The 23,656-nt window shown below is 64.3% G+C and carries 17 protein-coding genes; 11 read left to right on the forward strand and 6 right to left on the reverse strand.

Features of this window, described 5'->3' with window-relative positions; all coding sequences use genetic code 11:
- The first annotated feature begins 14 nt into the window (after positions 1-14).
- Positions 15-1,469 (forward strand): FAD-dependent tricarballylate dehydrogenase TcuA, encoded by a 1,455-nt coding sequence (tcuA, locus tag HU763_RS08325; RefSeq protein ID WP_186687425.1) that lies wholly within the window; start codon positions 15-17, stop codon positions 1,467-1,469.
- Positions 1,450-2,631: a tricarballylate utilization 4Fe-4S protein TcuB gene (gene tcuB, locus HU763_RS08330; protein WP_186687433.1), complete on the forward strand. Its 1,182-nt coding sequence runs from the start codon at positions 1,450-1,452 to the stop codon at positions 2,629-2,631. Before tcuA ends, tcuB begins: the two co-directional genes overlap by 20 nt.
- 60 nt (positions 2,632-2,691) lie before the next feature.
- On the opposite strand, the gene HU763_RS08335 is transcribed toward tcuB, so the two are convergent.
- Positions 2,692-3,585 (reverse strand): LysR family transcriptional regulator, encoded by an 894-nt coding sequence (locus HU763_RS08335; RefSeq protein ID WP_186687436.1) that lies wholly within the window; start codon positions 3,583-3,585, stop codon positions 2,692-2,694.
- Positions 3,586-3,731: 146 nt separating this feature from the next.
- On the opposite strand from HU763_RS08335, the gene HU763_RS08340 reads away from it, so the two are divergent.
- The 4 genes from HU763_RS08340 (at position 3,732) to HU763_RS08355 (ending at position 8,933) form a co-directional block, all read left to right on the forward strand.
- Positions 3,732-4,811 (forward strand): 4-oxalomesaconate tautomerase, encoded by a 1,080-nt coding sequence (locus HU763_RS08340; protein WP_186687438.1) that lies wholly within the window; start codon positions 3,732-3,734, stop codon positions 4,809-4,811.
- A 72-nt stretch (positions 4,812-4,883) separates the two neighbouring features.
- A complete protein-coding gene (locus HU763_RS08345) occupies positions 4,884-6,191 on the forward strand; it encodes a dicarboxylate/amino acid:cation symporter (RefSeq protein ID WP_186687440.1) in 1,308 nt (435 codons plus the stop codon).
- 118 nt (positions 6,192-6,309) lie between these two features.
- Entirely contained in the window at positions 6,310-7,614 is a 1,305-nt protein-coding gene (locus HU763_RS08350) for a CitMHS family transporter (RefSeq protein ID WP_186679394.1), read from the forward strand.
- A 65-nt stretch (positions 7,615-7,679) separates the two neighbouring features.
- Entirely contained in the window at positions 7,680-8,933 is a 1,254-nt protein-coding gene (locus HU763_RS08355) for an OprD family porin (RefSeq protein ID WP_186687442.1), read from the forward strand.
- Between the two features lie 182 nt (positions 8,934-9,115).
- On the opposite strand, the gene soxR is transcribed toward HU763_RS08355, so the two are convergent.
- From soxR to lysA, 3 genes are all read right to left on the reverse strand, one after another.
- The gene (gene soxR / locus HU763_RS08360; RefSeq protein WP_186687444.1) at positions 9,116-9,571 is read right to left on the reverse strand and encodes a redox-sensitive transcriptional activator SoxR; all 456 of its coding nucleotides are present in this window, start codon (positions 9,569-9,571) and stop codon (positions 9,116-9,118) included.
- A 68-nt stretch (positions 9,572-9,639) separates the two neighbouring features.
- Positions 9,640-10,377 (reverse strand): GntR family transcriptional regulator, encoded by a 738-nt coding sequence (locus HU763_RS08365; RefSeq protein WP_186687447.1) that lies wholly within the window; start codon positions 10,375-10,377, stop codon positions 9,640-9,642.
- Positions 10,378-10,450: 73 nt separating this feature from the next.
- Positions 10,451-11,674 (reverse strand): diaminopimelate decarboxylase, encoded by a 1,224-nt coding sequence (lysA, locus tag HU763_RS08370; RefSeq protein ID WP_186687450.1) that lies wholly within the window; start codon positions 11,672-11,674, stop codon positions 10,451-10,453.
- A 122-nt stretch (positions 11,675-11,796) separates the two neighbouring features.
- On the opposite strand from lysA, the gene HU763_RS08375 reads away from it, so the two are divergent.
- A complete protein-coding gene (locus HU763_RS08375; protein WP_186687453.1) occupies positions 11,797-12,702 on the forward strand; it encodes a LysR family transcriptional regulator in 906 nt (301 codons plus the stop codon).
- A gap of 163 nt (positions 12,703-12,865) precedes the next feature.
- On the opposite strand, the gene HU763_RS08380 is transcribed toward HU763_RS08375, so the two are convergent.
- Positions 12,866-13,219, reverse strand: coding sequence for a hypothetical protein (locus HU763_RS08380; protein ID WP_186687456.1), 354 nt, complete (start codon positions 13,217-13,219; stop codon positions 12,866-12,868).
- A 274-nt stretch (positions 13,220-13,493) separates the two neighbouring features.
- Here HU763_RS08380 and HU763_RS08385 point away from each other — a divergent pair, with 274 nt between their 5' ends.
- A complete protein-coding gene (locus HU763_RS08385; RefSeq protein WP_186687459.1) occupies positions 13,494-18,359 on the forward strand; it encodes an NAD-glutamate dehydrogenase in 4,866 nt (1,621 codons plus the stop codon).
- 226 nt (positions 18,360-18,585) lie between these two features.
- Here the strand turns inward: HU763_RS08385 and ppsR are convergent, their stop codons facing one another.
- Entirely contained in the window at positions 18,586-19,404 is an 819-nt protein-coding gene (gene ppsR, locus HU763_RS08390; RefSeq protein ID WP_170029043.1) for a posphoenolpyruvate synthetase regulatory kinase/phosphorylase PpsR, read from the reverse strand.
- A 177-nt stretch (positions 19,405-19,581) separates the two neighbouring features.
- Here ppsR and ppsA point away from each other — a divergent pair, with 177 nt between their 5' ends.
- The 3 genes from ppsA (at position 19,582) to rraA (ending at position 23,637) form a co-directional block, all read left to right on the forward strand.
- Positions 19,582-21,957: a phosphoenolpyruvate synthase gene (gene ppsA / locus HU763_RS08395; RefSeq protein ID WP_186687462.1), complete on the forward strand. Its 2,376-nt coding sequence runs from the start codon at positions 19,582-19,584 to the stop codon at positions 21,955-21,957.
- A 101-nt stretch (positions 21,958-22,058) separates the two neighbouring features.
- Entirely contained in the window at positions 22,059-23,051 is a 993-nt protein-coding gene (locus HU763_RS08400) for an alpha/beta fold hydrolase (RefSeq protein ID WP_225931938.1), read from the forward strand.
- 94 nt (positions 23,052-23,145) lie between these two features.
- Positions 23,146-23,637: a ribonuclease E activity regulator RraA gene (rraA, locus tag HU763_RS08405; RefSeq protein ID WP_186687468.1), complete on the forward strand. Its 492-nt coding sequence runs from the start codon at positions 23,146-23,148 to the stop codon at positions 23,635-23,637.
- Positions 23,638-23,656 lie beyond the last annotated feature (19 nt).

The following is a 23,656-nucleotide window of genomic DNA, read 5'->3' on the forward strand; positions in this document are numbered from 1 at the left end:
GACCTGGAGGCAAAATGATCGATGTGCTTGTCATTGGCGGTGGCAACGCCGCCCTGTGCGCTGCGTTGATGGCCCGTGAGGCCGGCGCCAGCGTGCTGCTGCTGGAGGCCGCGCCGCGTGCCTGGCGAGGTGGCAACTCGCAACACACCCGCAACCTGCGGTGCATGCACGATGCACCGCAGGATGTGCTGGTCGATGCATACCCGGAAGAAGAGTTCTGGCAAGACCTGCTCAAGGTCACCGACGGCCAGACCAACGAAAAACTGGCGCGGCTGGTGATCAGGGCGTCGTCCGATTGCCGCGACTGGATGCGGCGCCACGGTGTGCACTTCCAGCCGTCGTTGTCCGGTGCCTTGCACACGGCACGTACCAATGCGTTTTTCATGGGCGGCGGCAAGGCGTTGGTCAATGCCTATTTCCGCAGCGCCGAACGCCTGGGCGTGCAGGTTCGCTACGACACCCCGGTGTGCGACATCGAGCTGCACGGCGACCATTTCGTCGCCGCCCATGTACCGGCGCGCGAGGTAGGCGGGCGGCAGTTGCCGGCCGAACGTATCCAGGCACGCAGCTGCGTGCTGGCCGCCGGTGGCTTCGAATCCAACCGCAGCTGGCTGCGTGAGGCCTGGGGGCAGAACCAACGCGGCGAATGGCCGGCGGACAACTTCCTGGTGCGTGGTACCCGCTTCAATGACGGCGTGCTGCTGCGGCGCATGATCGACCTGGGCGCCGACACCATCGGTGACCCGACCCAGGCACACATGGTGGCCATCGATGCCCGCGCGCCGCTGTACGACGGCGGCATCTGCACCCGCATCGACTGCGTGTCGCTGGGGGTGGTGGTCAATCGCGACGGGCGGCGCTTCTACGATGAGGGCGAAGACTTCTGGCCCAAACGCTACGCGATCTGGGGGCGCCTGGTGGCCCATCAGCCGGGCCAGGTCGGGTTTTCCATCATCGACCAGAAGGCCCTGGGCCGGTTCATGCCGCCGGTGTTTCCGGGCACCGCCGCCAATACCCTGGAAGAACTGGCGGGCCTGCTTGGGCTGCCGCCGGCGGCCTTCGTGGACAGCGTGCAGGCCTACAACCGCGCCTGCCAGCCCGGCACCTTCGACCATACCCGGCTGGACGACTGCCACACCGTCGGTATCACCCCGGCCAAGAGCCACTGGGCCCTGCCTATCGATACGCCACCTTTCTACGGCTACCCGTTGCGCCCTGGTGTCACCTTCACCTACCTGGGCCTGCGCACCGACGAGAGCGCCGCCGTGCACTTCGCCGGTCGGCGCAGCCCGAACCTGTTCGTGGCCGGTGAAATGATGGCCGGCAACGTACTCGGCAAGGGCTACACCGCCGGGGTCGGCATGTCCATCGGCACCGCCTTCGGCCGTATTGCCGGCACCCGCGCCGCTGCCGCTGCCGAGCGCATTTCATCCCCAGACGAGGCCCGCCATGACCGCGCAACTGCCTGAACCCCGCCAGTACCAGCCTGCCGCAAGCGGCCCCGAACTGATCCCGTTGCTGAACCTGGACGAGCAGGACGTGCAGCGGCAGATGAGCATCTGCAACGCCTGTCGCTATTGTGAAGGGTTTTGCGCCGTGTTCCCGGCGATGACCCGCCGGCTGACCTTCGGCAAGGCCGATATTCATTACCTGGCCAACCTGTGCCACAACTGCGGTGCCTGCCTGCACGCCTGCCAGTATGCCGCGCCCCATGAGTTCGCCGTCAACGTGCCACAGGCCATGGCCAAGGTGCGCGGCCAGACCTACGCCGACTATGCCTGGCCGGCGGCGTTCGGCCGGTTGTACCGGCACAATGGTGCCTATGTCGCCGGCGCGCTGGCCGTGGCGCTGTCGCTGTTCTTGCTGCTGGCCCTGGTGGTCAATGGCACCTTGCTGCCGGGTCGGTTGGCGGGTGACTTCTATGCGGTGTTCCCGCACAACACCCTGGCGCTGTTGTTCGGTAGCGTCTTCAGCCTTGCCGGCGTGGCGCTGGCGGTGGCGGTGCGGCGCTTCTGGCGCCAGGTATCGCCCGCCGAGCGCCAGGCAGCGCCGGTCGATGGCGCTGTGCTCGAGGCTTCGGCGGCAGTACTGACACTCAAGTACCTCGACGGAGGTCATGGCCAGGGTTGCAACAATGAGGACGATCGCTACACGCTCTGGCGTCGGCGCTTCCATCATCTGACCTTCTACGGCTTCCTGCTGTGCTTCGCGGCCACGCTGGTCGCCACCGGTTATCACTACCTGCTCGGCCTGGCAGCGCCTTACCCGGTGCTGAGCCTGCCGGTGCTGCTGGGCACGGTCGGTGGGGGTGGCCTGGTCATCGGCCCGGTCGGGCTGCTGGCGCTGAACCTGCGCCGGGCGCCGGAACACGGCGATGCTCGGCAAAGGCCGATGGACCGGGCGTTCATCCTGCTGCTGTTGCTGGTCAGCGTCACCGGGCTGGCACTGCTGGCGCTGCGTGACAGCGGGGCCATGGCCATTCTGCTGGCCATCCACCTGGGCACGGTGATGGCGCTGTTCCTCACGCTGCCGTACGGCAAGTTCGCCCACGGCCTGTTCCGCAGCGCCGCGTTGCTGAAGTTCGCCATCGAGAAACGCCGGCCCGACCCGCATGGCCTGGGTGGGGACTGAAGCATGGGCACGACGCTGGTGTTTTTCCGGGTTGGGCATCGGCCTGGTGGCCGCCCTCGTTCAGCGGTTGGGCCACTTTTCCAGGAGGATCGAAACGAACTTTTCCGCGGCAGGCGACAGCGACGCGCCGCGGCGGTACACCAGGCCCAGGGTGCGCGTTACCTGGGGTTCGATCAGCGGCACGCTGACCAGCGTCGGGTGGTCGGCACTGGGCATGGCCAGGCTGGGCATGGCGGATACCCCCAGCCCGGCCTCGACCATCCCCAGCGAGGTGGACAGGTGCTGCACCTCGTAGAACCACTTGGGGCGCAGGTTGAGGCCGGAGAGGGCATGGTCGAGCAGCATGCGGTTGCCGCTCAGGCGGCCAACGCCGATCAGCCGGTAGTCGGCAAGCTCGGCCCAGGTAACGGCCTCACGCCCCGCCAGTTTGTGGTCACGCCGGCAGGCCAGGACAAAGTGCTCCTGCACCAGCGAGACGAATTCGATGTCCGGGTGTTGCCCGCTCATCATGTTGATGCCGAAGTCGGCTTCGCCGCGCAGCACGGCTTCCAGCCCATCATTGGCGCTGAGGTCGAGCAGGCGGATACGGATTTTCGGGTACTGCTCGTTGTAGTCGCGAATCACCGACGGCAGGAAGTAGAACGCGGCCGTGGGAATGCAGGCGAGGGTGACCTGGCCGGTCTGGCGCTCTGCCAGTTCGCGGATGCTGAGGATCGAGTCCTCGAAATCATCCAGCAGCCGCCTGGCCTTGGGCAGGAAGTCGCGCCCGACACTGGTCAGGCTGACCCGACGGGTGGTGCGTTCCAGCAACGATGTACCCAGCCCTTCTTCCAGCTTCTTGATCCGCCGACTCAGGGCCGGTTGCGACAAGTGCAGTGCTTCGGCGGCTTCATGGAAGCTGCCGAGTTCGGCGATTTTCACGAAAGATCGGATGTCTTGCAGCTCATATTCCATAAATAAACCACAGCCCGTGCGACGGAGGATTGTTTTGTGAAAGGCAATAATGACTACGATATTTGCATTGGATTGATTTATCCATCCCTGTCACTCTTTTGCCCACAGCATCAATGATGTCCATTGATCAACAAGAGTGCGAAATCATGCAACGAATTCCTTGCGTACTCATGCGCGGTGGCACCTCCAAGGGGCCGTTCTTCCACGCCTGGGACCTGCCTGCCAATGTGGTCGAGCGCGACGAATTGCTGATCAACCTGATGGGCTCCGGCCACGAACTGGAAATCGACGGCATTGGTGGCGGCAGCCCGCAGACCAGCAAGGTCGCCATCATCAGCCCGTCGTTGCATGCCGACGCCGACGTCGACTACCTGTTCGTCCAGGTCATGGTCGCCCAACGCCGGGTCGACACAGCCCCGAACTGCGGCAACATGCTGTGCGCCGTGGGCCCGTTCGCCATCGAGCAAGGCCTGGTCAAAGGCCAGGACGGCAAGACGTTGGTGCGTATTCGCAACCTCAACACTGGCACCTTCGTCAATTCGCTGGTGGAAACCCCCGGCGGTATCGTGCGCTACGAAGGCCGTACGGCGATCGACGGCGTACCGGGCACTGCCGCCCCGGTGCACCTGACCTTCCTCGATGCGGTCGGCAGCAAGACCGGCAAGCTGTTCCCCACCGGCCAGGCCAAGGATGTGATCGATGGTGTGCCGGTCACCTGCATCGACATGGCCATGCCAATGATGGTGGTGCAGGCCAGCGAACTGGGGGTCAGCGGCGCGGAAACCCCGGCTGAACTCGACGCCAACGGCGCGCTGCTCGCACGCCTCGAGGCGTTGCGCCTGAAGGCCGGCAAGGCCATGGGCCTGGGGGATGTCAGTGGCATGGTGATTCCCAAGCCGGTGCTGGTGTCCAAACCGCGCTACGACGGCACCGTGCAGGTTCGCTACTTCATGCCGCACAACTGCCATCGCGCCCTGGCCATCACCGGCGCGGTAGGGCTGGCGACTGCCTGCGTCAGCCCCGGTACGGTGATCGGCGACCTGCTGGGCGAGGGTGCCGGGCAACTCACCGAGGTGCGCCTGGAACACCCGAGCGGCGGCATCGATGTCGCGCTGTCGCGCAGCGGTGCCGATGGCAAGACGATCCAGGCCTCGGTGGTGCGAACCGCCCGGCGGCTCTTCTCAGGGTTCGTCTACGCCCCTACATTCCGCAGGTTGGCGGGGTAAGCCCAGGCGTTATCCAGACCTGCACAATCGCAACCAGCGCATCCGCACAATTTCAACAATGGGTGATGCCACATGAAACTCGCCAAATCGCTGTACTTCCAGATCCTCTGCGCCGTCCTGCTGGGCGTGGTGGTCGGCCATTTCTGGGCGCAACAGGCAGTGGCCCTGAAGCCGCTGGGTGATGCGTTCATCAAGCTGATCAAGATGATGATCGCCCCGGTGGTGTTCTGCACCATCGTCACCGGCATCGCCGGCATGACCGACAAGCGCTCCCTGGGGCGCCTGATGAGCAAGACCCTGCTGCTGTTCCTGGGGCTGACCGTGGTCAGCCTGGTGATCGGCCTGGCGGCGGTGTACCTGTTCAAGCCCGGCGTCGGCATGAACATCGACCCGGCCACCCTGAGCACCGCAGGCCTGAGCCAGTACACCGCGTCGGCGGCCAAGCTGAGCGTGGTGGACTTCTTCATGCACATCATCCCGGACACCTTCATCGGTGCCTTCAACAAGGGTGAAGTGCTGCCGGTGCTGTTCATTGCCGTGCTCAGCGGTTTTGCCCTGTCGTCGATGGGCGAGAAGGGCAAGCCGGTCCTGGATGTGCTGGAGTCGGCCTCGACCATGGTGTTCCGTATCTTCGGCTACCTGATGCGGTTTGCCCCGATCGGTGCCTTTGGTGCGCTGGCGTTCACCGTCGGCCAGTACGGCATCACCTCGCTCGGCTCGCTGGCCAAGCTGGTGGGCACGCTGTACATCGCCTGCGCGTTCTTCGTGCTGGTCGTGCTGGGCGGCATCTGCCGTGCCCATGGCTTCAGCCTGTGGAAGCTGCTGCGCTACTTCCGCGAAGAGTTCCTGGTGGTGCTGGGCACGTCATCGACCGAGCCGGTGCTGCCGCGCATGCTCGAGAAACTGGAGAAGCTGGGCTGCAAGAAGGGCGTGGTCGGCCTGGTGTTGCCCACCGGCTACTCGTTCAACCTGGACGGTACCGCCATCTACCTGTCGCTGGCGGCGGTGTTCATCGCCCAGGCCTGCAACATCGACCTGAGCCTGGGCCAGGTGGTCACCATGCTGGCGATCATGCTGCTGTCGTCCAAGGGCGCCGCCGGCGTGACCGGCAGCGGCTTCGTGGCGCTGGCTTCGACCCTGACCGTGATCCACGATATCCCCCTGGCCGGCCTGGCCCTGCTGATCGGCATCGACCGCTTCATGTCGGAAGCCCGTGCCCTGACCAGCCTTGCCAGCAACGCAGTGGCAACGGTGGTGGTGTCGCTGTCGGAAAACGCCTGCGACCGCCAGACCCTGCTCAGCCGCCTGGACGGCGAACCGCTGCCCGGCCCGGTTGCGCAAACACCTGAATGGACTGCCGAGCCGCGTCGTCACGGCTGAACTGCGGTGCCCTGAACCCTTGTCGACCAATCCCCCCACCCGCTTTTGCCGGGTGGGGTAGGGGGCCGTCTGCGCTGCGCTCGGCCACACTGGAAAAATAACAACAAGAGAACAAACCATGCTCGCACTTCTGGGCCTGATCATGGTGGTGACCTTCACCTACCTGATCATGAGTAAACGCCTGTCTCCGATCGTTGCACTGACCGTCGTGCCGATCGTCTTCGCCCTGATCGGCGGCTTTGCCCCCGAGCTGGGCAAGATGATGCTCGACGGGCTGAAAATGGTTGCACCGTCTGCTGCATTGCTGCTGTTCGCCATCCTGTTTTTCGGCCTGATGATCGACGCCGGGCTGTTCGACCCGCTGATCCGCAAGATCCTCAAGCGGGTGAACGGCGACCCGGTCAAGATCGCCATCGGCACCGCACTGCTGTCGCTGCTGGTGGCGCTGGACGGTGATGGCACCACCACCTACATGATCACCTGTGCCGCCATGCTGCCGCTGTACAAGCGCATTGGCATGAACCCGATGATCCTGGCCACCGTGTCGATGTTGTCGCTGAGCATCATGAGCGGCATGAGCCCCTGGGGTGGCCCGGCCACGCGTGCCATTGCCGCGCTGGGGCTGGATGCCACCGAATACTTCATCCCGATGTTGCCCACCGTCATCGGTGGCGCCGCGTGGGTGGTGTTCACCGCCTTCCTGCTGGGCCGCGCCGAACGCCGGCGTATCGGCAACATCGCGCTGGAGTCCGGTGGTGGCAACTGCTACATCAAGGAAATCCTCGGCGATAGCCCGCACAAGCGCCCGCGCCTTGCCTATGTGAACCTGGTGCTGGTGATTGCCGTGATGACCGCGCTGGTGCTCGGGCTGATGCACGCCGCCATCCTGTTCATGATCGGTTTCGTCGCCGCGCTGATGATCAACTACCCGCAGTTGGAGCTGCAGAAGGAACGCATCCTCGCTCATTCGGGCAATGCGATGACCGTGGTGCTGCTGGTGTTCGCCGCGGGCATCTTCGCCGGTATTTTCTCTGGCACCAAGATGGTCGATGCGCTGGCGCAAACCCTGGTGGACTGGATCCCTGAAGCCTGGAGCCACTGGTTCCCGCTGGTGGTGGCGCTGACCAGCATGCCGCTGACCTTCGTGCTGTCCAACGACGCCTACTACTTCGGCGTAGTGCCGATCCTGGCCAATGCCGCGGCGGCCTATGGCATCGACCCGGTGGAAATCGCCCGCGCCTCGGTGCTGGGCCAGCCAGTGCACCTGATGAGCCCACTGGTGGCGTCGACCCTGCTGCTGGTGGGCATGGTCGACCGGGATATCGGCGACTTCCAGAAAGCCACGGTGAAATGGGCGGTGCTCACCTCGCTGGTGATCACCGCGCTGGCATTGCTCACCGGGGCCTTGTCCTTCTTCGTCTAAGCGTTACCGGGCGCTGCCAGGCGCCCGCCACTACTCATTCTGAAAACAACAACAGAGTACCGATCATGTCCCGAGCTGTGTTCCGTGGGGCCACCTGTGGCCTGCTGTGCGGCTGGCTGCCTGTTGCCGGCGCCGCTGGTTTCGTCGATGACAGCAAGCTCAAGCTGCAATTGCGCAATGTCTATTTCAACGAGAATTTCCGTGACGAGCAGGGCATGAGCGCGCGCGCCGCGGCCAATGCCAAGAGCGAGCGGGTAGAGTGGGCGCAAGGCTTTTTGCTCGACTACCAGTCGGGCTTTACCAACGGCACCCTGGGCGTGGGGCTGGATGCCCTTGGCCTGTGGGGCGTACGCCTCGATTCCGGTCGTGGGCGCAGTGGCACCGGGCTGCTGCCGGTGCATGACGACGGCCGCGCTGCGGACGAGTTCGCCAGCGCGGGGGTGACCGCCAAGGCGCGCCTCGGCCAGACCGTGGTCAAGCACGGCACCTTGCTGCCGAAGACGCCGTTGCTGGTGTACAACGATGCGCGGTTGCTGCCGCAGACCTACCAGGGCACGCAGCTGACCAGTACCGACATCGACGGGCTGGCCTTGACTGCTGCCCACCTGGACCGCTTCAAGCAGCGTGATTCCTCCGACAGCACAGGCCTTTACCTGGACGGTTATGGCGGCGACAAGTCAGGTGATTTCAACTTCGCTGGTGCTGATTATGCCGTTAACAAACAACTGCGCCTGAGCTACTACCATGGCCAGCTCGAGGATTTCTATCGCCAGGATTTCGCCGGGCTGGTCCACGACCTGCCGTTGGCCGGCGGGGTGCTGACCACCGACCTGCGCTATTTCAAGAGCCGTGACAGCGGGGCGGCCTACGGTGGCGCCATCGACAACGACATGTTCAGCGGGCAGCTGGCCTATGCCCATTCCGGCCATACCGTTGGTGCTGGCTACCAGGTGCTCGATGGCGACGCGGGGTTGCCATATATCAGTGGTGCGACGGTGTATTCGTTCAGCAACGTCGGTATCGGCAAGTTCATCGAGGAAGAGGAGAAGACCTGGATGGCCAGCTACGCCTACAACTTTGCCGCCGCTGGTGTGCCTGGGCTGACCTTCATGACGCGCTACCTGAGTGGCGACAATGGCCGCTCCGGTAGCGAGGGGATCAAGGAGTGGGAGCGTGACGCCGAGCTTGCCTATGTAGTGCAGGACGGGCCGTTGAAAGGCCTGGGGGTGAAGTTGCGCAATTATGTCTACCGTTCGGATTTTGCTCGGGGGCGGGACAGTAATCGCCTTTATCTGACCTACGATATCGCCATCTGGTAAGGGGCCGGGCTTCAGCCGCGAACCGCGTCGCCTGCATCGCGGATGAATCCGCTCCTACAAGGGTGAACGGCTTCAGGTTGAGGCTGCACCTGGTAGGAGCGGATTCATCCGCGATCACCGGCACAGCCGGTGCCATCCACCGCGCTGCCTGTTTCAGGGCACGCCTTGTCGGGGCGCATGCCTTATCGGGCCTTGCTCTCCAGAATCCGCCCACCGGTGCCTTGCTTGCCCAACACATCCTCAGGGTTGCGCAGCGGGCACTCCTCCAGCGACAGGCAGCCGCAACCAATGCAATTGTCCAGGCTGTCGCGCAACGCCTCCAGCGTACGGATGCGCGCATTCAGGTCTTCGCGCCAGGCGGTGGACATTTCCCCCCATTGCGCCGCCGTCAGCTTGCTGTTCGGCGGATAGCGGCTGAACGCCTGCCTGATTTCTTCCAAGGGAATGCCGGTGCGCTGCGCCACCTTGATGATCGCCAATGTTCGCAGCACCAGCGCGGGATAGCGGCGCTGGTTGCCTGCCGTTCGGGTGCTGGCAATCAACCCCTTGGTTTCGTAGAAATGCAGCGCAGACACGGCCACGCCGCTGCGCCTGGCCACTTCCCCTACCGTTAGCATTCGTGTGCTTTCTACTGCCATGCCTGTTGGCCTCGACTTAACCTGCAGAAACTGGTGCGTATTGCTTCGAGAGCACCGCGATGATGGGTTCAACCCGCTGGACGATCCCGACGCAGTTGGGTAACCAGGGTAAAGCGGTCGCCCGGATGCACGGTCTCGGATACCGCCATCAGGTCGCCGTTTTCCTCACGGTAGTGGCGGATGATCCGCAGCCCAGGTGAACCCGCCTCGGCCTTCAGCGCCTGGGCGATCGGCGCAGTCAGCAAGACCGCCCGCACCTGCTGCTCGACCAGCGCGATGGCCCGGCCGTAGCGTTGCTCGATCAGCCCTGCAATCACTTGGTCGGGGTGTTCGCGGGCCAGTTCGATGACCTCGGTGTAGTCCCGCGGGAGATAAACCTCGCTCCAGCACTGCGGCAAGCTATCGTGCACGCGGTCGACACGGATGCTCGACACGCAGAGATAGTGCTCACCCGGTACCAGGCCCAACCGCTCGGCCTCGCTCAGGTCGGCGACGAATTGGCGCACGTCCTGTATTTGCCGCTGCTGGTTTTGCCCGAGTTGCACCAGCTCCGCCACGCTGGCCAGCGACTGGCAATAGCCGCCACGCGGGCTGCTGGCCTCGACCCGGGTGCCCACGCGCTTGCGGCGCGACACCAGCCCCTGGTCGAGCAACTGGTCGATGGCCGCGCGCACCGTATGCCGGCTGACATCGTACAGGTCGCACAGTTCGAGCTCGGTGGGCAGCAGGCTGCCCACCGGGTAACGGCCGCTGGTGATGCCTTGCATCAGGTCCTTTGCCACACGGGCATAGCGCGTCGGGTTCATGCCTTGCCCTGTCGGCAAAATGAAAGAGGGGCAGTTTAACAGAGCCCCCCGACGCTGCAGGTTACGCTGCCTGTCACTCCAGGTTCAGCAAGTCCTGCACGGTCTGCCGGCGGCGGATCATCCGCAACGCGCCTTCCTCGATGAGCAATTCCGGCAACAGTGGCCGGCTGTTGTAGTTCGACGACATCGATGCCCCGTAAGCGCCGGCGTCGTGGATCACCAGCAGGTCGCCCACCTGTGCCTGGGGCAGGTCGTGCGGGGTCAGTTCCTGGTCATCCTGGGTAAACACGTCACCCGACTCGCACAGCGGCCCGGCCACCACGGTTGGCTGGCGTGGGCGGTCCACCGGCTGGCCATTGGCGTCGAGCAGGGTCATGCGGTGGTAGGCGCCATACATGGCCGGGCGCATCAGGTCGTTGAAGCCGGCGTCGATCATGACGAAGGTATTGCGGCCGGCCTGCTTCACGGCCCGTACTTCGGCCACCAGGTAGCCCGATTCCGCCACCAGGAAGCGCCCGGGCTCGATCTCCATGCGTACCGGATGGCCCAGCATGGCTTCGATTTCCTGGCGCGCCACGGCCCAGGTGCGGGCGTAGCGCTGCAGGTCGACCGGCGTGTCGCTGCTGCGATACGGGGTGGAAAGCCCGCCGCCGATGGAGAACGCTTCGATGTCCACGCCCAGCCGGCCAACCAGCTCGATCATCGCCCTGGCCACCTGTTCCAGGTGCTGGTAGTCCACGCCGGAGCCGATGTGCATATGCACACCCACCAGGTGCAGGCCGTGAGCCTTGACGCAGGCCAGCGCCTCGTCCAGCTGTTCGTGCCAGATGCCGTGCTTGCTGTTCTCGCCACCGGTGTTGGTCTTGCGGCTGTGGCCATGGCCGAAACCGGGGTTGATGCGCAGCCACACGCGGTGGCCGGGGGAGCGTTCCCCCAACTGGCGCAGCATGTCGATGGAGCCGGCGTTGACCTCGATCTTCGACGCCACCACCCGCTCCAGGGTCGGCCGGTCCAGCGCATCGCAGGTCAGGACCACGCCGGGGGGGTCGCCATCCACGCTCGCACCGGCAGCGAAGGCCCGCTCCATCTCGCCCAGCGATACCGCGTCCAGCACCAGGCCGTGGGCGCGCATCAGCCGCAGCACGTGCAGGTTGGGGTTGGCCTTCTGGGCGAAGCGCACGGTGTCGAACACTTTCAGTTGTTCGACCCGTGCGGCGATGGTGCTGGCGTCGTAGGCCCACAGCGGCGTGCCGTGACGGCGGGCCGCCTCGGCCAGGAGGGGGAAGGGTGCGGTCATGGTGGCGCTACTCATATAAGGAAGGGTTCGAGGATGAGCCAAAGTGGAAATTCAGAAAAATAGCTATTTTTCTGTTGATCATTCATATCTGATATACCCTCCGCCACTTTCTTGGGACTGCCGTGAAACTCTCTGTTCGCCATATTGAAGTGTTCCGCGCCATCATGGCCGCTGGCAGTGTCACCGGTGCAGCGCGCCTGCTGTTCACCTCGCAGCCCACCGTCAGCCGTGAACTGGCGCGGTTGGAGCAGGTGACTGGGCTGAACCTGTTCGAGCGCGAGGCCGGGCGCCTGGTGGCCACGGCCCAGGCGTTGCTGTTGATCGAGGAGGTGGAGCGCGCCTACCTCGGGCTGGAGCGGATCGAGCGCTTTGCCCAGGCCATTCGCAATTTCGAGCAAGGCCGGCTGGCCATCACGTGCTTGCCGCTGTTTTCCCAGACCTTGTTGCCCAAGGCGTGCCAGCGTTTTCATCAGCAGCACCGGGGCGTGAGCGTGAGCATCCTGGCGCAGGAGTCACCGTTGCTGGAGGAGTCGCTGGTCGCCCAGCAGCATGACCTGGGCCTGACCGAGGTCGAGCAGATACCACGCGGCGCCTACGGCGAATTGTTGTTCAGCGCCAACATGGTCTGCGTGCTGCCCGAGGGGCATCCGTTGCAGGCCAAGGCCGAACTGGAGCTGAGCGATTTCCACGAGGTCGACTTCATCAACCTGGCCAGCCTGGACACCTACCGGCAGCGCCTGGACCAGCACTTCCGGGCGGCGGGGGTCAACCGCCGCACGGTCATCGAGACCACCAGTGCCGCTTCGGTGTGCGCCATGGTCAGGCAAGGCCTCGGGGTGGCGATCATCAACCCGCTGAGCGGGCTGGAGGCGGCGCAGGGTGGCTTGCCGATCCGCCGGTTGCGGGTATCGGTGCCGTACCAGGTGATGTTGATACGCCCGGACCACCGGCCAGCGTCGGCGGCGGTGGAGCCGTTCTGTGAGGCGTTGCGGGTGCAGGCGCAGGAAATGCAGGCGGCCTTGGCCTGACGCCAGGCTCGCTTTTCATGTAGGAGCGGCCTTGTGTCGCGATGGGCCGCAACGCGGCCCCGGCAATCTTTGCGGCATCCAGATCCCGGGGCCGCGTTGCGGCCCATCGCGACACAAGGCCGCTCCTACACACACACAAACACTGAGCACGCCTGGTTTGGGCCTACAGCTCGCAGACGAAGGTGCCGGTCCCGGCCAGGATGTTCTCCAGGGTCTGCTTCACCTCATCCAGGTCGCTCAGCTCGCTGGTCAGGTTGATCTCCAGCGTTTCATCCCCCTTCAGCGCATCGCGGTCGCCGGCCGCCACTTCGATCAGCAGGCGCTTGGCGCTCAAGGTCACTTTCAACCCATCCAGCGTCGACGGTTCGTCGTCCAGGGTCAGGTCGACGGTGTCTTCGTCCGGGTAGCGGGTCAGCAGGAACATCTGGCCCTTGTCGCTGTGACAGCACAGGGTCGCCATGTTGTCTTCCTCGTCATCGCAAGGGGTGGCGAACAGCAGGGCAGTATTGATTTGCATGGACAAGGCTCGGATCAAAGGAAACGGAAGGGAATTCTGACAGTCTTGTCAGCAGGCATAAACGTAAAGTTACCGCCCCTTGACCGAAATTGTCGCAGCGCTGCAAGCCTGAATGACCGATCAGTCGGTAAGCTTCGGCGAGCCCTGGGCGTGCCTGCGCACGTTCAACGTCTGGTTTTACCGTCCGCCTTGCCACGGGTTGGCTATCGTTGATCCGTACATGGCGCACGCAGCGACGCTTCAACTATTACAAAGCCCAAGCGGAGTACCACAGATGGCGTTCTTCACCGCAGCCAGCAAAGCCGACTTCCAGCATCAACTGCAAGCGGCCCTGGCGCAGCACATCAGCGAACAGTCCCTGCCACAAGTGGCGCTGTTCGCCGAGCAGTTCTTCGGCATCATCTCTCTGGACGAACTCACCCAGCGCAGGCTTTCCGACCTGGCCGGCTGCACCCTTTCAGCCTGGCGTATCATCGAACGTTTCGACCCCGAGTACCCGCAGGTGCGGGTCTACAACCCCGATTACGAACGCAATGGCTGGCAGTCGACCCACTCGGTGGTCGAGGTGCTGCACCACGACCTGCCGTTCCTGGTCGACTCGGTGCGTACCGAACTCAACCGCCGTGGCTACAGCATCCACACCCTGCAGACCACCGTGCTCAGCGTGCGCCGTGGCGCCAAGGGCGAATTGCTCGAACTGCTGCCCAAGGGTACCCAGGGCGAGGGCGTGCGCCATGAATCGCTGATGTACCTGGAAATCGACCGTTGCGCCAATGCCGCCGAGCTGACCGTGCTGGCCCGCGAGATCGAGCAGGTGCTGGCCGAGGTGCGCGTGGTGGTGGCCGACTTCGAACCGATGAAGGCCAAGCTGCGCCAGGTGGTGGCGGAGGTGGAACAGACCGCCTTTGCCCCGGCGCAGCACGAGAAGGCCGAGGTCAAGGCGTTCCTCGAGTGGCTGCTGGACAACCACTTCACCTTCCTCGGCTATGAAGAATTTACCGTCCAGGGTGGCGCCGATGGCGGCCAGATGGTCTACGACGAGCAGTCGTTCCTCGGCCTGCCACGCCGCCTGCGCGTGGGCCTGACCAGCGACGAGCTGCGCATCGAAGACTACGCCGTGGCCTACCTCAACGAGCCACTGCTGCTGTCGTTCGCCAAGGCCGCGCTGCCCAGCCGCGTACACCGCCCGGCCTACCCGGACTACGTGTCGATCCGCCAGCTGGACGCCGACGGCAAGGTCATCAAGGAACACCGCTTCATGGGCCTGTACACCTCGTCGGTGTATGGCGAAAGCGTGCATGCCATCCCCTATATCCGGGTCAAGGTCAACGAAGTCGAGCGCCGCTCGGGCTTCGACCCCAAGGCGCACCTGGGCAAGGAACTGGCCCAGGTGCTGGAAGTGCTGCCGCGTGACGACCTGTTCCAGACACCGGTCGACGAGCTGTTCAGCACCGTCATGTCGATCGTGCAGATCCAGGAGCGCAACAAGATCCGCGTGTTCCTGCGCAAGGACCCGTACGGTCGCTTCTGCTACTGCCTGGCCTATGTACCGCGGGAAATCTACTCCACCGAAGTGCGACAGAAGATCCAGCAGGTCCTGATGGAGCGCCTGAAGGCCAGCGACTGCGAGTTCTGGACCTTCTTCTCCGAGTCGGTGCTGGCACGCGTGCAGCTGATCCTGCGGGTAGACCCGAAGAATCGCATCGACATCGACCCGCAGCAGCTGGAGCGCGAAGTGATCCAGGCCTGCCGCTCCTGGCACGACGACTACTCCGCGCTGGTGATCGAGAACTTCGGCGAAGCCCAGGGCACCAACATTCTCGCCGACTTCCCCAAAGGCTTTCCGGCTGGCTACCGCGAGCGCTTTGCCGCGCACTCGGCGGTGGTCGACCTGCAGCACGTGCTGAACCTGTCGGAAAGCAAGCCCCTGGCGATGAGCTTCTACCAGCCGCTGACCCAGGTCGGCGAACGCATCCTGCATTGCAAGCTGTACCACGCCGATACACCGCTGGCGTTGTCCGATGTGCTGCCAATCCTGGAGAACCTCGGCCTGCGCGTGCTCGGCGAGTTCCCCTACCGGCTGCGCCATGCCAGCGGCCGTGAGTACTGGATCCACGACTTCGCCTTCACCTACAGCGAAGGCCTGAGCCTGGATATCCAGCAGCTCAACGACATCCTCCAGGACGCCTTCATCCATATCGTCCGTGGCGATGCCGAGAACGACGCCTTCAACCGCCTGGTGCTGACCGCCGGCCTGCCATGGCGTGACGTGGCGCTGCTGCGCGCCTACGCCCGTTACCTGAAGCAGATCCGCCTGGGCTTCGACCTGGGCTATATCGCCAGCACCCTGAACAACCACACCGACATCGCACGCGAGCTGACCCGGTTGTTCAAGACCCGCTTCTACCTGGCGCGCAAGCTCACCCAGGAAGACCTGGACGACAAGCAGCAGCGCCTGGAGCAGGCCATCCTGACCGCGCTGGACGATGTGCAGGTGCTCAACGAAGACCGCATCCTGCGCCGCTACCTGGACCTGATCAAGGCCACCCTGCGCACCAACTTCTACCAGCCGGATGCCAACGGCCAGAACAAGTCGTACTTCAGCTTCAAGTTCAACCCCAAGCTGATCCCCGAGCTGCCCAAGCCGGTGCCCAAGTTCGAGATCTTCGTCTACTCGCCGCGGGTCGAGGGCGTGCACTTGCGCTTTGGCAACGTGGCCCGCGGCGGCCTGCGCTGGTCGGACCGCGAGGAAGACTTCCGCACCGAGGTGCTGGGCCTGGTGAAAGCCCAGCAGGTGAAGAACTCGGTGATCGTGCCGGTCGGTGCCAAGGGCGGCTTCCTGCCGCGCCGCCTGCCGCTGGGTGGCAGCCGCGACGAGATCGCTGCCGAAGGCGTGGCGTGCTACCGCATCTTCATTTCCGGCCTGCTCGACATCACCGACAACCTCAAGGACGGTGGCGTGGTGCCGCCGGCCAACGTGGTGCGCCACGATGATGACGACCCGTACCTGGTGGTGGCGGCCGACAAGGGCACCGCGACCTTCTCCGACATCGCCAACGGCATCGCCATCGACTACGGCTTCTGGCTGGGTGACGCCTTCGCCTCGGGCGGTTCGGCCGGTTACGACCACAAGAAGATGGGCATTACCGCACGCGGCGCCTGGGTCGGCGTGCAGCGCCACTTCCGCGAGCGCGGCATCAATGTGCAGGAAGACCCGATCACCGTGATCGGCATCGGCGACATGGCTGGCGACGTGTTCGGCAACGGCCTGCTGATGTCCGACAAGCTGCAGCTGGTGGCTGCCTTCAACCACCTGCACATCTTCATCGACCCGAACCCGGAGCCGGCCTCCAGCTTTGCCGAGCGCAAGCGCCTGTTCGACCTGCCGCGTTCGGCCTGGAGCGACTACGACACCAGCATCATGTCCGAAGGCGGCGGGATCTTCCCGCGCAGTGCCAAGAGCATCGCCATCAGCCCGCAGATGAAAGAGCGCTTCGCCATCGAAGCCGACCGCCTGACCCCGACCGAGCTGCTCAACGCGCTGCTCAAGGCACCGGTGGACTTGCTGTGGAACGGTGGCATCGGTACCTACGTCAAGGCCAGCACCGAAAGCCACGCCGATGTCGGCGACAAGGCCAACGATGCGCTGCGGGTCAACGGCAACGAACTGCGCTGCAAGGTGGTGGGCGAGGGCGGCAACCTGGGCATGACCCAGCTCGGCCGGGTCGAATTCGGCCTCAACGGCGGCGCCACCAACACCGACTTCATCGACAACGCCGGCGGCGTGGACTGCTCCGACCACGAAGTCAATATCAAGATCCTGCTCAATGAAGTGGTGCAGGGTGGCGACATGACCGAGAAGCAGCGCAACCAGCTGCTGGGCAGCATGACCGACGAAGTGGCCGGCCTGGTGCTGGGCAACAACTACAAGCAGACCCAGGCGCTGTCGCTGGCGGCCCGCCGCGCCCGCGAGCGGATTGCCGAGTACAAGCGCCTGATGGCCGACCTCGAAGCCCGTGGCAAGCTGGACCGCGCCATCGAGTTCCTGCCGTCCGAAGAGCAGCTGGCCGAACGCCTGGCCGCAGGCCAGGGCCTGACCCGCGCCGAACTGTCGGTATTGATCTCGTACAGCAAGATCGACCTCAAGGAGCAACTGCTCAAGTCGCTGGTGCCGGACGACGACTACCTGACCCGCGACATGGAAACTGCCTTCCCGCCGTCGCTGGTCAGCAAGTTCGCCGAGGCCATGCGCCGCCACCGCCTGAAGCGCGAGATCGTCAGCACCCAGATCGCCAACGACCTGGTCAACAACATGGGCATCACCTTCGTCCAGCGCCTGAAGGAGTCGACCGGCATGAGCCCGGCCAACGTGGCCGGGGCCTATGTGATCGTGCGCGACATCTTCCACTTGCCGCACTGGTTCCGCCAGATCGAGGCGCTCGACTACCAGGTGCCGGCGGAAGTCCAGCTGACCCTGATGGACGAGCTGATGCGCCTGGGCCGCCGGGCTACCCGCTGGTTCCTGCGCAGCCGCCGCAACGAGCAGGACGCCGGGCGCGACGCCGCGCACTTCGGGCCGAAGATCGCGCAGCTGGGGCTCAAGCTCGACGAGCTGCTCGAAGGGCCGACCCGCGAGCGCTGGATGGTGCGTTACCAGGGCTTCGTCGAGGCTGGGGTGCCGGAGCTGCTGGCGCGCATGGTGGCCGGTACCAGCCACCTGTACACCCTGCTGCCGATCATCGAGGCGGCTGACGTTACCGGGCATGACCCGGCGCAGGTGGCCAAGGCGTTCTTCGCCGTGGGCAGCGCGCTGGACCTGACCTGGTACCTGCAGGAGATCAGCAACCTGCCGGTGGAGAACAACTGGCAGGCGCTGGCCCGCGAAGCTTTCCGCGACGACATCGACCTGCAGCAGCGGGCAATCACCATCTCGGTACTACAGATGGCCGACGGGCCGGAAGACATGGACGCCCGTGTGGCGCTGTGGGCCGAGCAGCACCGGGTGATGGTGGAGCGCTGGCGCGCCATGCTCGACGACCTGCGCAACGCCACCGGTACCGACTATGCGATGTACGCGGTGGCCAACCGCGAGCTGGTCGACCTGGCCATGAGCGGGCAGGCGACGGTGGTGCCGTCCTGAGTCTGATGACGCGGTAAGAAGAAAGCCCCGGCAGTGATGCCGGGGCTTTCTTTTGGTCTGTACGGTTGGTTGACGCGGCCCCTGTAGGAGCGGCCTTGTGTCGCGAAAGGGCTGCAACGCAGCCCCGGCTTCAGGTGTGCTGTAGCTGAAATCCCGGGGCCGCTTTGCGGCCCTTTCGCGACACAAGGCCGCTCCTACAGGGGCCGCGTCAAGCCGGGGGGCAGGCTTACTTGAACCTGCGCTCCACGCCTTTCTCGACCAGGATCTTGGCCGAGATCTCTTCCACCGAGAAATGCGTGGAATTGATATGTGGAATGTTCTCCCGGCGGAACAGGCTCTCTACTTCGCGCACTTCGAACTCGCACTGGGCAAAGCTTGAATAGCGGCTGTTGGGTTTGCGCTCGTGGCGGATGGCGGTCAGGCGGTCGGGGTCGATGGTCAGGCCGAACAGCTTGTTGTGGTGTTTTTTCAGCACCGCCGGCAGTTGCAGGCGCTCCATGTCGTCTTCGGTCAGCGGGTAGTTGGCCGCCCGGATGCCGAACTGCATGGCCATGTACAGGCAGGTCGGGGTCTTGCCGCAGCGCGACACGCCAACCAGGATCAGGTCGGCCTTGTCGTAGTAATGGGTGCGCGCGCCATCGTCGTTGTCGAGGGCGAAGTTGACCGCCTCGATGCGCTCCATGTAGTTGGAATTGCCGCCAATCGAGTGCGATTTACCGACGGAATACGACGAATGGGCCGTCAATTCCTGTTCGAGTGGGGACAAAAACGAAGAAAAGATGTCGATCATGAAGCCGTTCGAGGTCGCCAGGATTTCACGGATGTCCTGATTGACGATGGTGTCGAAGATGATCGGGCGGACACCGTCACGCTCGGCCGCGGCATTGATCTGCTGGACCATGCTGCGTGCCTTGTCCGGCGAATCGATGTAGGGACGAGTGAATTTATTGAAAGGAATGCTCTCGAATTGAGCGAGCAGACTCTGGCCCAGGGTTTCGGCAGTAATGCCGGTGCCGTCGGAGATGAAGAACGCGGTTCGTTTCATTTGCGATCTGGGCCTTAAGCTGATGACGTTTCTTGGATATGATAAGTTCGGTTTGCCGAATGCGGCTGTCGGCATTCTCACTTATTTTCCATGTACAGGCCACAAGCGTCCGGCCAAGTCAATGAAGGCAGGCGGGCGCCCTTGAGCTTTTCCAACACAGTTAGTGGAGAGATCACCTTGGTAGAGTACGTAGTTTCCCTCGATAAGCTCGGCGTCCATGATGTGGAGCATGTGGGGGGCAAGAACGCATCCCTGGGCGAGATGATCAGCAACCTCGCAGGTGCTGGTGTATCGGTGCCGGGCGGCTTTGCCACTACGGCGCAGGCGTACCGCGATTTTCTCGAACAGAGTGGTCTCAACGACCGTATCCATGCGGCGCTCGACGCACTGGACGTGGATGACATCAATGCCCTGACCAAGACCGGCGCGCAGATTCGCCAGTGGGTCATGGAAGCCGACTTCCCGCCGCGCCTTGACAGCGAGATCCGCGCGGCCTTCGCCGCCATGGCCGCCGGCAATGACAACATGGCCGTGGCCGTGCGTTCCTCGGCCACCGCCGAAGACCTGCCGGACGCCTCGTTCGCCGGCCAGCAGGAAACCTTCCTCAACATCCGCGGCGTCGACAACGTGATCCGCGCCGCCAAGGAAGTGTTTGCCTCGCTGTTCAACGACCGTGCCATCGCCTACCGCGTACACCAGGGCTTCGACCACAAGCTGGTCGCCCTGTCGGCCGGCGTGCAGCGCATGGTCCGCTCGGAAACCGGCACCGCTGGCGTCATGTTCACCCTCGACACCGAGTCGGGCTTCCGCGACGTGGTGTTCATCACTGGCGCCTACGGCTTGGGTGAGACCGTGGTGCAGGGTGCGGTCAACCCCGACGAATTCTATGTGCACAAGAGCACCTTGCAGGCAGGCCGCCCGGCCATCCTGCGCCGCAACCTGGGCAGCAAGGCGATCAAGATGGTCTACGGCGACGAAGCCAAGGCCGGCCGTTCGGTCAAGACCGTGGAAGTGGACCGCGCCGAGCGCGCGCGCTTCTGCCTGACCGATGCCGAAGTCAGCGAGCTGGCCAAGCAGGCGATGATCATCGAGCAGCACTACCAGCGCCCGATGGACATCGAGTGGGCCAAGGACGGTGACGACGGCAAGCTGTATATCGTCCAGGCCCGCCCTGAAACGGTGAAAAGCCGCTCCAGCGCCAATGTCATGGAACGCTACCTGCTGAAGGAAAAGGGCACCGTCCTGGTCGAAGGCCGCGCCATCGGCCAGCGCATCGGCGCCGGCAAGGTCCGGGTGATCCACGACGTCTCGGAAATGGACAAGGTCCAGCCGGGCGACGTGCTGGTTTCCGACATGACCGACCCGGACTGGGAGCCGGTGATGAAGCGCGCCAGCGCCATCGTCACCAACCGCGGCGGGCGCACTTGCCACGCGGCGATCATCGCACGTGAGCTGGGCATCCCGGCCGTGGTCGGTTGCGGCAACGCCACCCAGGTGCTGAAAGACGGCCAGGGCGTGACCGTATCCTGCGCCGAAGGCGACACCGGCTTCATCTTCGAGGGCGAGCTGGGCTTCGACGTCAAGCAGAACTCGGTCGATGCCATGCCCGACCTGCCGTTCAAGATCATGATGAACGTCGGCAACCCGGACCGTGCCTTCGACTTCGCCCAGCTGCCCAACGCCGGTGTCGGCCTGGCGCGCCTGGAATTCATCATCAACCGCATGATCGGCGTGCACCCCAAGGCGCTGCTGAACTACGCCGGCCTGCCTGCCGACCTGAAGGACAGCGTCGACAAGCGCATCGCCGGTTACAACGACCCGGTCGGCTTCTATGTCGAGAAGCTGGTCGAGGGCATCAGCACCCTGGCGGCAGCCTTCTACCCGAAAAAGGTCATCGTGCGCCTGTCGGACTTCAAGTCCAACGAGTACGCCAACCTGATCGGCGGCAAGCTGTACGAGCCGGAAGAAGAGAACCCGATGCTGGGCTTCCGCGGTGCCTCGCGCTACATCAGCGAGTCGTTCCGCGACTGCTTTGAGCTCGAGTGCCGTGCGCTGAAGCGTGTGCGCAACGAGATGGGCCTGACCAACGTCGAGATCATGGTGCCGTTCGTGCGCACCTTGGGCGAAGCCAGCCAGGTCGTCGACCTGCTCGCCGAAAACGGCCTGGCCCGCGGCGACAACGGCCTGCGCGTGATCATGATGTGCGAACTGCCGTCCAACGCCATCCTCGCCGAAGAATTCCTCGAGTACTTCGACGGCTTCTCGATCGGTTCCAACGACCTGACCCAGCTGACCCTGGGCCTGGATCGCGACTCGGGCATCATCGCCCACCTGTTCGACGAGCGTAACCCTGCGGTGAAAAAGCTGCTGGCCAACGCCATTGCCGCGTGCAACAAGGCTGGCAAGTACATCGGCATCTGCGGCCAGGGCCCCTCGGACCACCCGGACCTGGCCAAGTGGCTGATGGAGCAGGGCATCGACAGCGTGTCGCTGAACCCGGATTCGGTACTCGAAACCTGGTTCTACCTGGCCGAGGGCCAGGGCGAGGCCTGACGCAGTAGAACGCGGGGGGACGTCTGGCGTACCCCCGCCTGGTTTTTCCAGGGCGAGTTCCAGCAATGGATCCCGCCCTTTTTTATGCACCAAGCAAAATTATGCAAAGCAGCAGCACTCTATTCCCCGTGGCCCTGCTCAGTGCCGAACGCCGCGGCGACCTCAGCGAAGACGTGTATCGGATCAAGGCCGGCAACGGCCCCGACCCCAGCGTCGAGTTGGCGGTGACCCGCCTGGGGTTGGCCGACCAGGGGCAGGCCCAGGGCGCACCGGTCATCCTTCTACACGGCAGTTTTTCCAACCGTCGCTTCTGGTACTCGCCCAAGGGCGTCGGCCTGGGGGCCTTTCTCGCCCGCGCCGGTTTCGATGTGTGGATCCCGGAAATGCGCGGCCACGGCCTGTCGCCGCGCAATCGCGAGTGGAAGCACAACAACGTCGCTGCCTATGCCCGTGATGACCTGCCGTTGATTGCGGCGTTCGTGCGCGAGCAGTCGGGCGAGGCGCCACATTGGGTCGGTCATTCGCTGGGCGGCACGACCCTGGTGGCCGCCCTTGGCGGTGGCTTCCTGGAGGCCGGGCAGGTGGCCAGCGTGGCCTTGTTCGGCACCCAGGTCAGCCGTGTGTACTGGCCGTTGAAGGTCCCGCCGCTGACCTGGGGAGCGAAGCTGTTGCTCAAGCGCTGGGGGCAGATCTCCGGGCCGCGTTTCAAGCGTGGGCCGGAGGACGAGCCGATTGGCCTGGCCCTGGAGAGCATGCGCTGGCATGGCCTGTTCGGGCGCTTTGGCGACAAGCACAGCGACTGGTGGGCCGGGCTTGCCGAGGTGGATGTGCCGCTGCTGGCAGTGGCCGGCGCAGGCGACTTCCAAGACCCGGTATGGGCCTGCCGCAAGCTGTTCGAGCAGTTGGGCGGGGAACGCAAGCAGTTTCTGCGGCTGGGCCGCGAGGAAGGCTTCGAGGCCTTCGGGCATGTCGACATGCTGGTGAGCAAGGCCGCACAGGTGCAGGTGTGGCCGCTAGTGGAGCGCTGGTTGCGTGACCCGTTGCTGCCGGTGCATGCCTCCACGGTGGCGGTGCAGCCTGTACCTGCTGGTTGATTCGGCTGACTGCTCAGTCCTGGATGACTGCGACAGCCTCCAGGGTGTAGCCTTGGCCGATAACCGCTTTCGTTGTGACTGACAGGAGCTTCCCATGCAGCATTACGTAACGCCCGACCTGTGTGACGCCTACCCGGACCTGGTGCAGGTACTGGAACCGATGTTCAGCAATTTCGGTGGCCGCGATTCCTTCGGTGGCCAGATCGTCACCATCAAGTGCTTCGAGGACAACTCGCTGGTCAAGGAGCAGGTCGAGCTCGATGGCAAGGGCAAGGTCCTGGTGGTCGATGGCGGTGGCTCGCTACGCCGTGCCTTGCTTGGCGACATGCTTGCGGAAAAGGCCGCGAAGAACGGCTGGGAAGGCCTGGTGATCTATGGCTGCGTGCGTGACGTCGATGTGCTGATCCAGACTGACGTTGGCGTGCAGGCCCTGGCCAGCCACCCGATGAAGACCGACAAGCGCGGCATCGGCGACCTCAATGTGCCGGTGACCTTCGCCGGGGTGACCTTCCGCCCGGGTGAGTATGTGTATGCCGACAACAACGGCGTGCTGGTCTCGCCAAGCCCGCTGGAAATGCCGGCGTAATGCGCCAGCCGCGCTGATG

The sequence above is a fragment of the Pseudomonas anuradhapurensis genome (assembly GCF_014269225.2).
Lineage (GTDB): Bacteria > Pseudomonadota > Gammaproteobacteria > Pseudomonadales > Pseudomonadaceae > Aquipseudomonas > Aquipseudomonas anuradhapurensis.

Excerpts from the sequence above, each read along its gene's own strand:
- tcuB (WP_186687433.1), top strand. The coding sequence starts at position 1,450 with ATGACCGCGCAACTGCCTGAACCCCGCCAGTACCAGCCTGCCGCAAGC.
- soxR (WP_186687444.1), bottom strand. The coding sequence starts at position 9,571 with ATGGCAGTAGAAAGCACACGAATGCTAACGGTAGGGGAAGTGGCCAGG.
- HU763_RS08345 (WP_186687440.1), top strand. The coding sequence starts at position 4,884 with ATGAAACTCGCCAAATCGCTGTACTTCCAGATCCTCTGCGCCGTCCTG.
- tcuA (WP_186687425.1), top strand. The coding sequence starts at position 15 with ATGATCGATGTGCTTGTCATTGGCGGTGGCAACGCCGCCCTGTGCGCT.
- HU763_RS08380 (WP_186687456.1), bottom strand. The coding sequence starts at position 13,219 with ATGCAAATCAATACTGCCCTGCTGTTCGCCACCCCTTGCGATGACGAG.
- HU763_RS08400 (WP_225931938.1), top strand. The coding sequence starts at position 22,059 with ATGCAAAGCAGCAGCACTCTATTCCCCGTGGCCCTGCTCAGTGCCGAA.
- HU763_RS08350 (WP_186679394.1), top strand. The coding sequence starts at position 6,310 with ATGCTCGCACTTCTGGGCCTGATCATGGTGGTGACCTTCACCTACCTG.
- HU763_RS08340 (WP_186687438.1), top strand. The coding sequence starts at position 3,732 with ATGCAACGAATTCCTTGCGTACTCATGCGCGGTGGCACCTCCAAGGGG.
- lysA (WP_186687450.1), bottom strand. The coding sequence starts at position 11,674 with ATGACCGCACCCTTCCCCCTCCTGGCCGAGGCGGCCCGCCGTCACGGC.
- ppsR (WP_170029043.1), bottom strand. The coding sequence starts at position 19,404 with ATGAAACGAACCGCGTTCTTCATCTCCGACGGCACCGGCATTACTGCC.
- HU763_RS08335 (WP_186687436.1), bottom strand. The coding sequence starts at position 3,585 with ATGGAATATGAGCTGCAAGACATCCGATCTTTCGTGAAAATCGCCGAA.
- rraA (WP_186687468.1), top strand. The coding sequence starts at position 23,146 with ATGCAGCATTACGTAACGCCCGACCTGTGTGACGCCTACCCGGACCTG.
- HU763_RS08355 (WP_186687442.1), top strand. The coding sequence starts at position 7,680 with ATGTCCCGAGCTGTGTTCCGTGGGGCCACCTGTGGCCTGCTGTGCGGC.
- HU763_RS08385 (WP_186687459.1), top strand. The coding sequence starts at position 13,494 with ATGGCGTTCTTCACCGCAGCCAGCAAAGCCGACTTCCAGCATCAACTG.
- HU763_RS08365 (WP_186687447.1), bottom strand. The coding sequence starts at position 10,377 with ATGAACCCGACGCGCTATGCCCGTGTGGCAAAGGACCTGATGCAAGGC.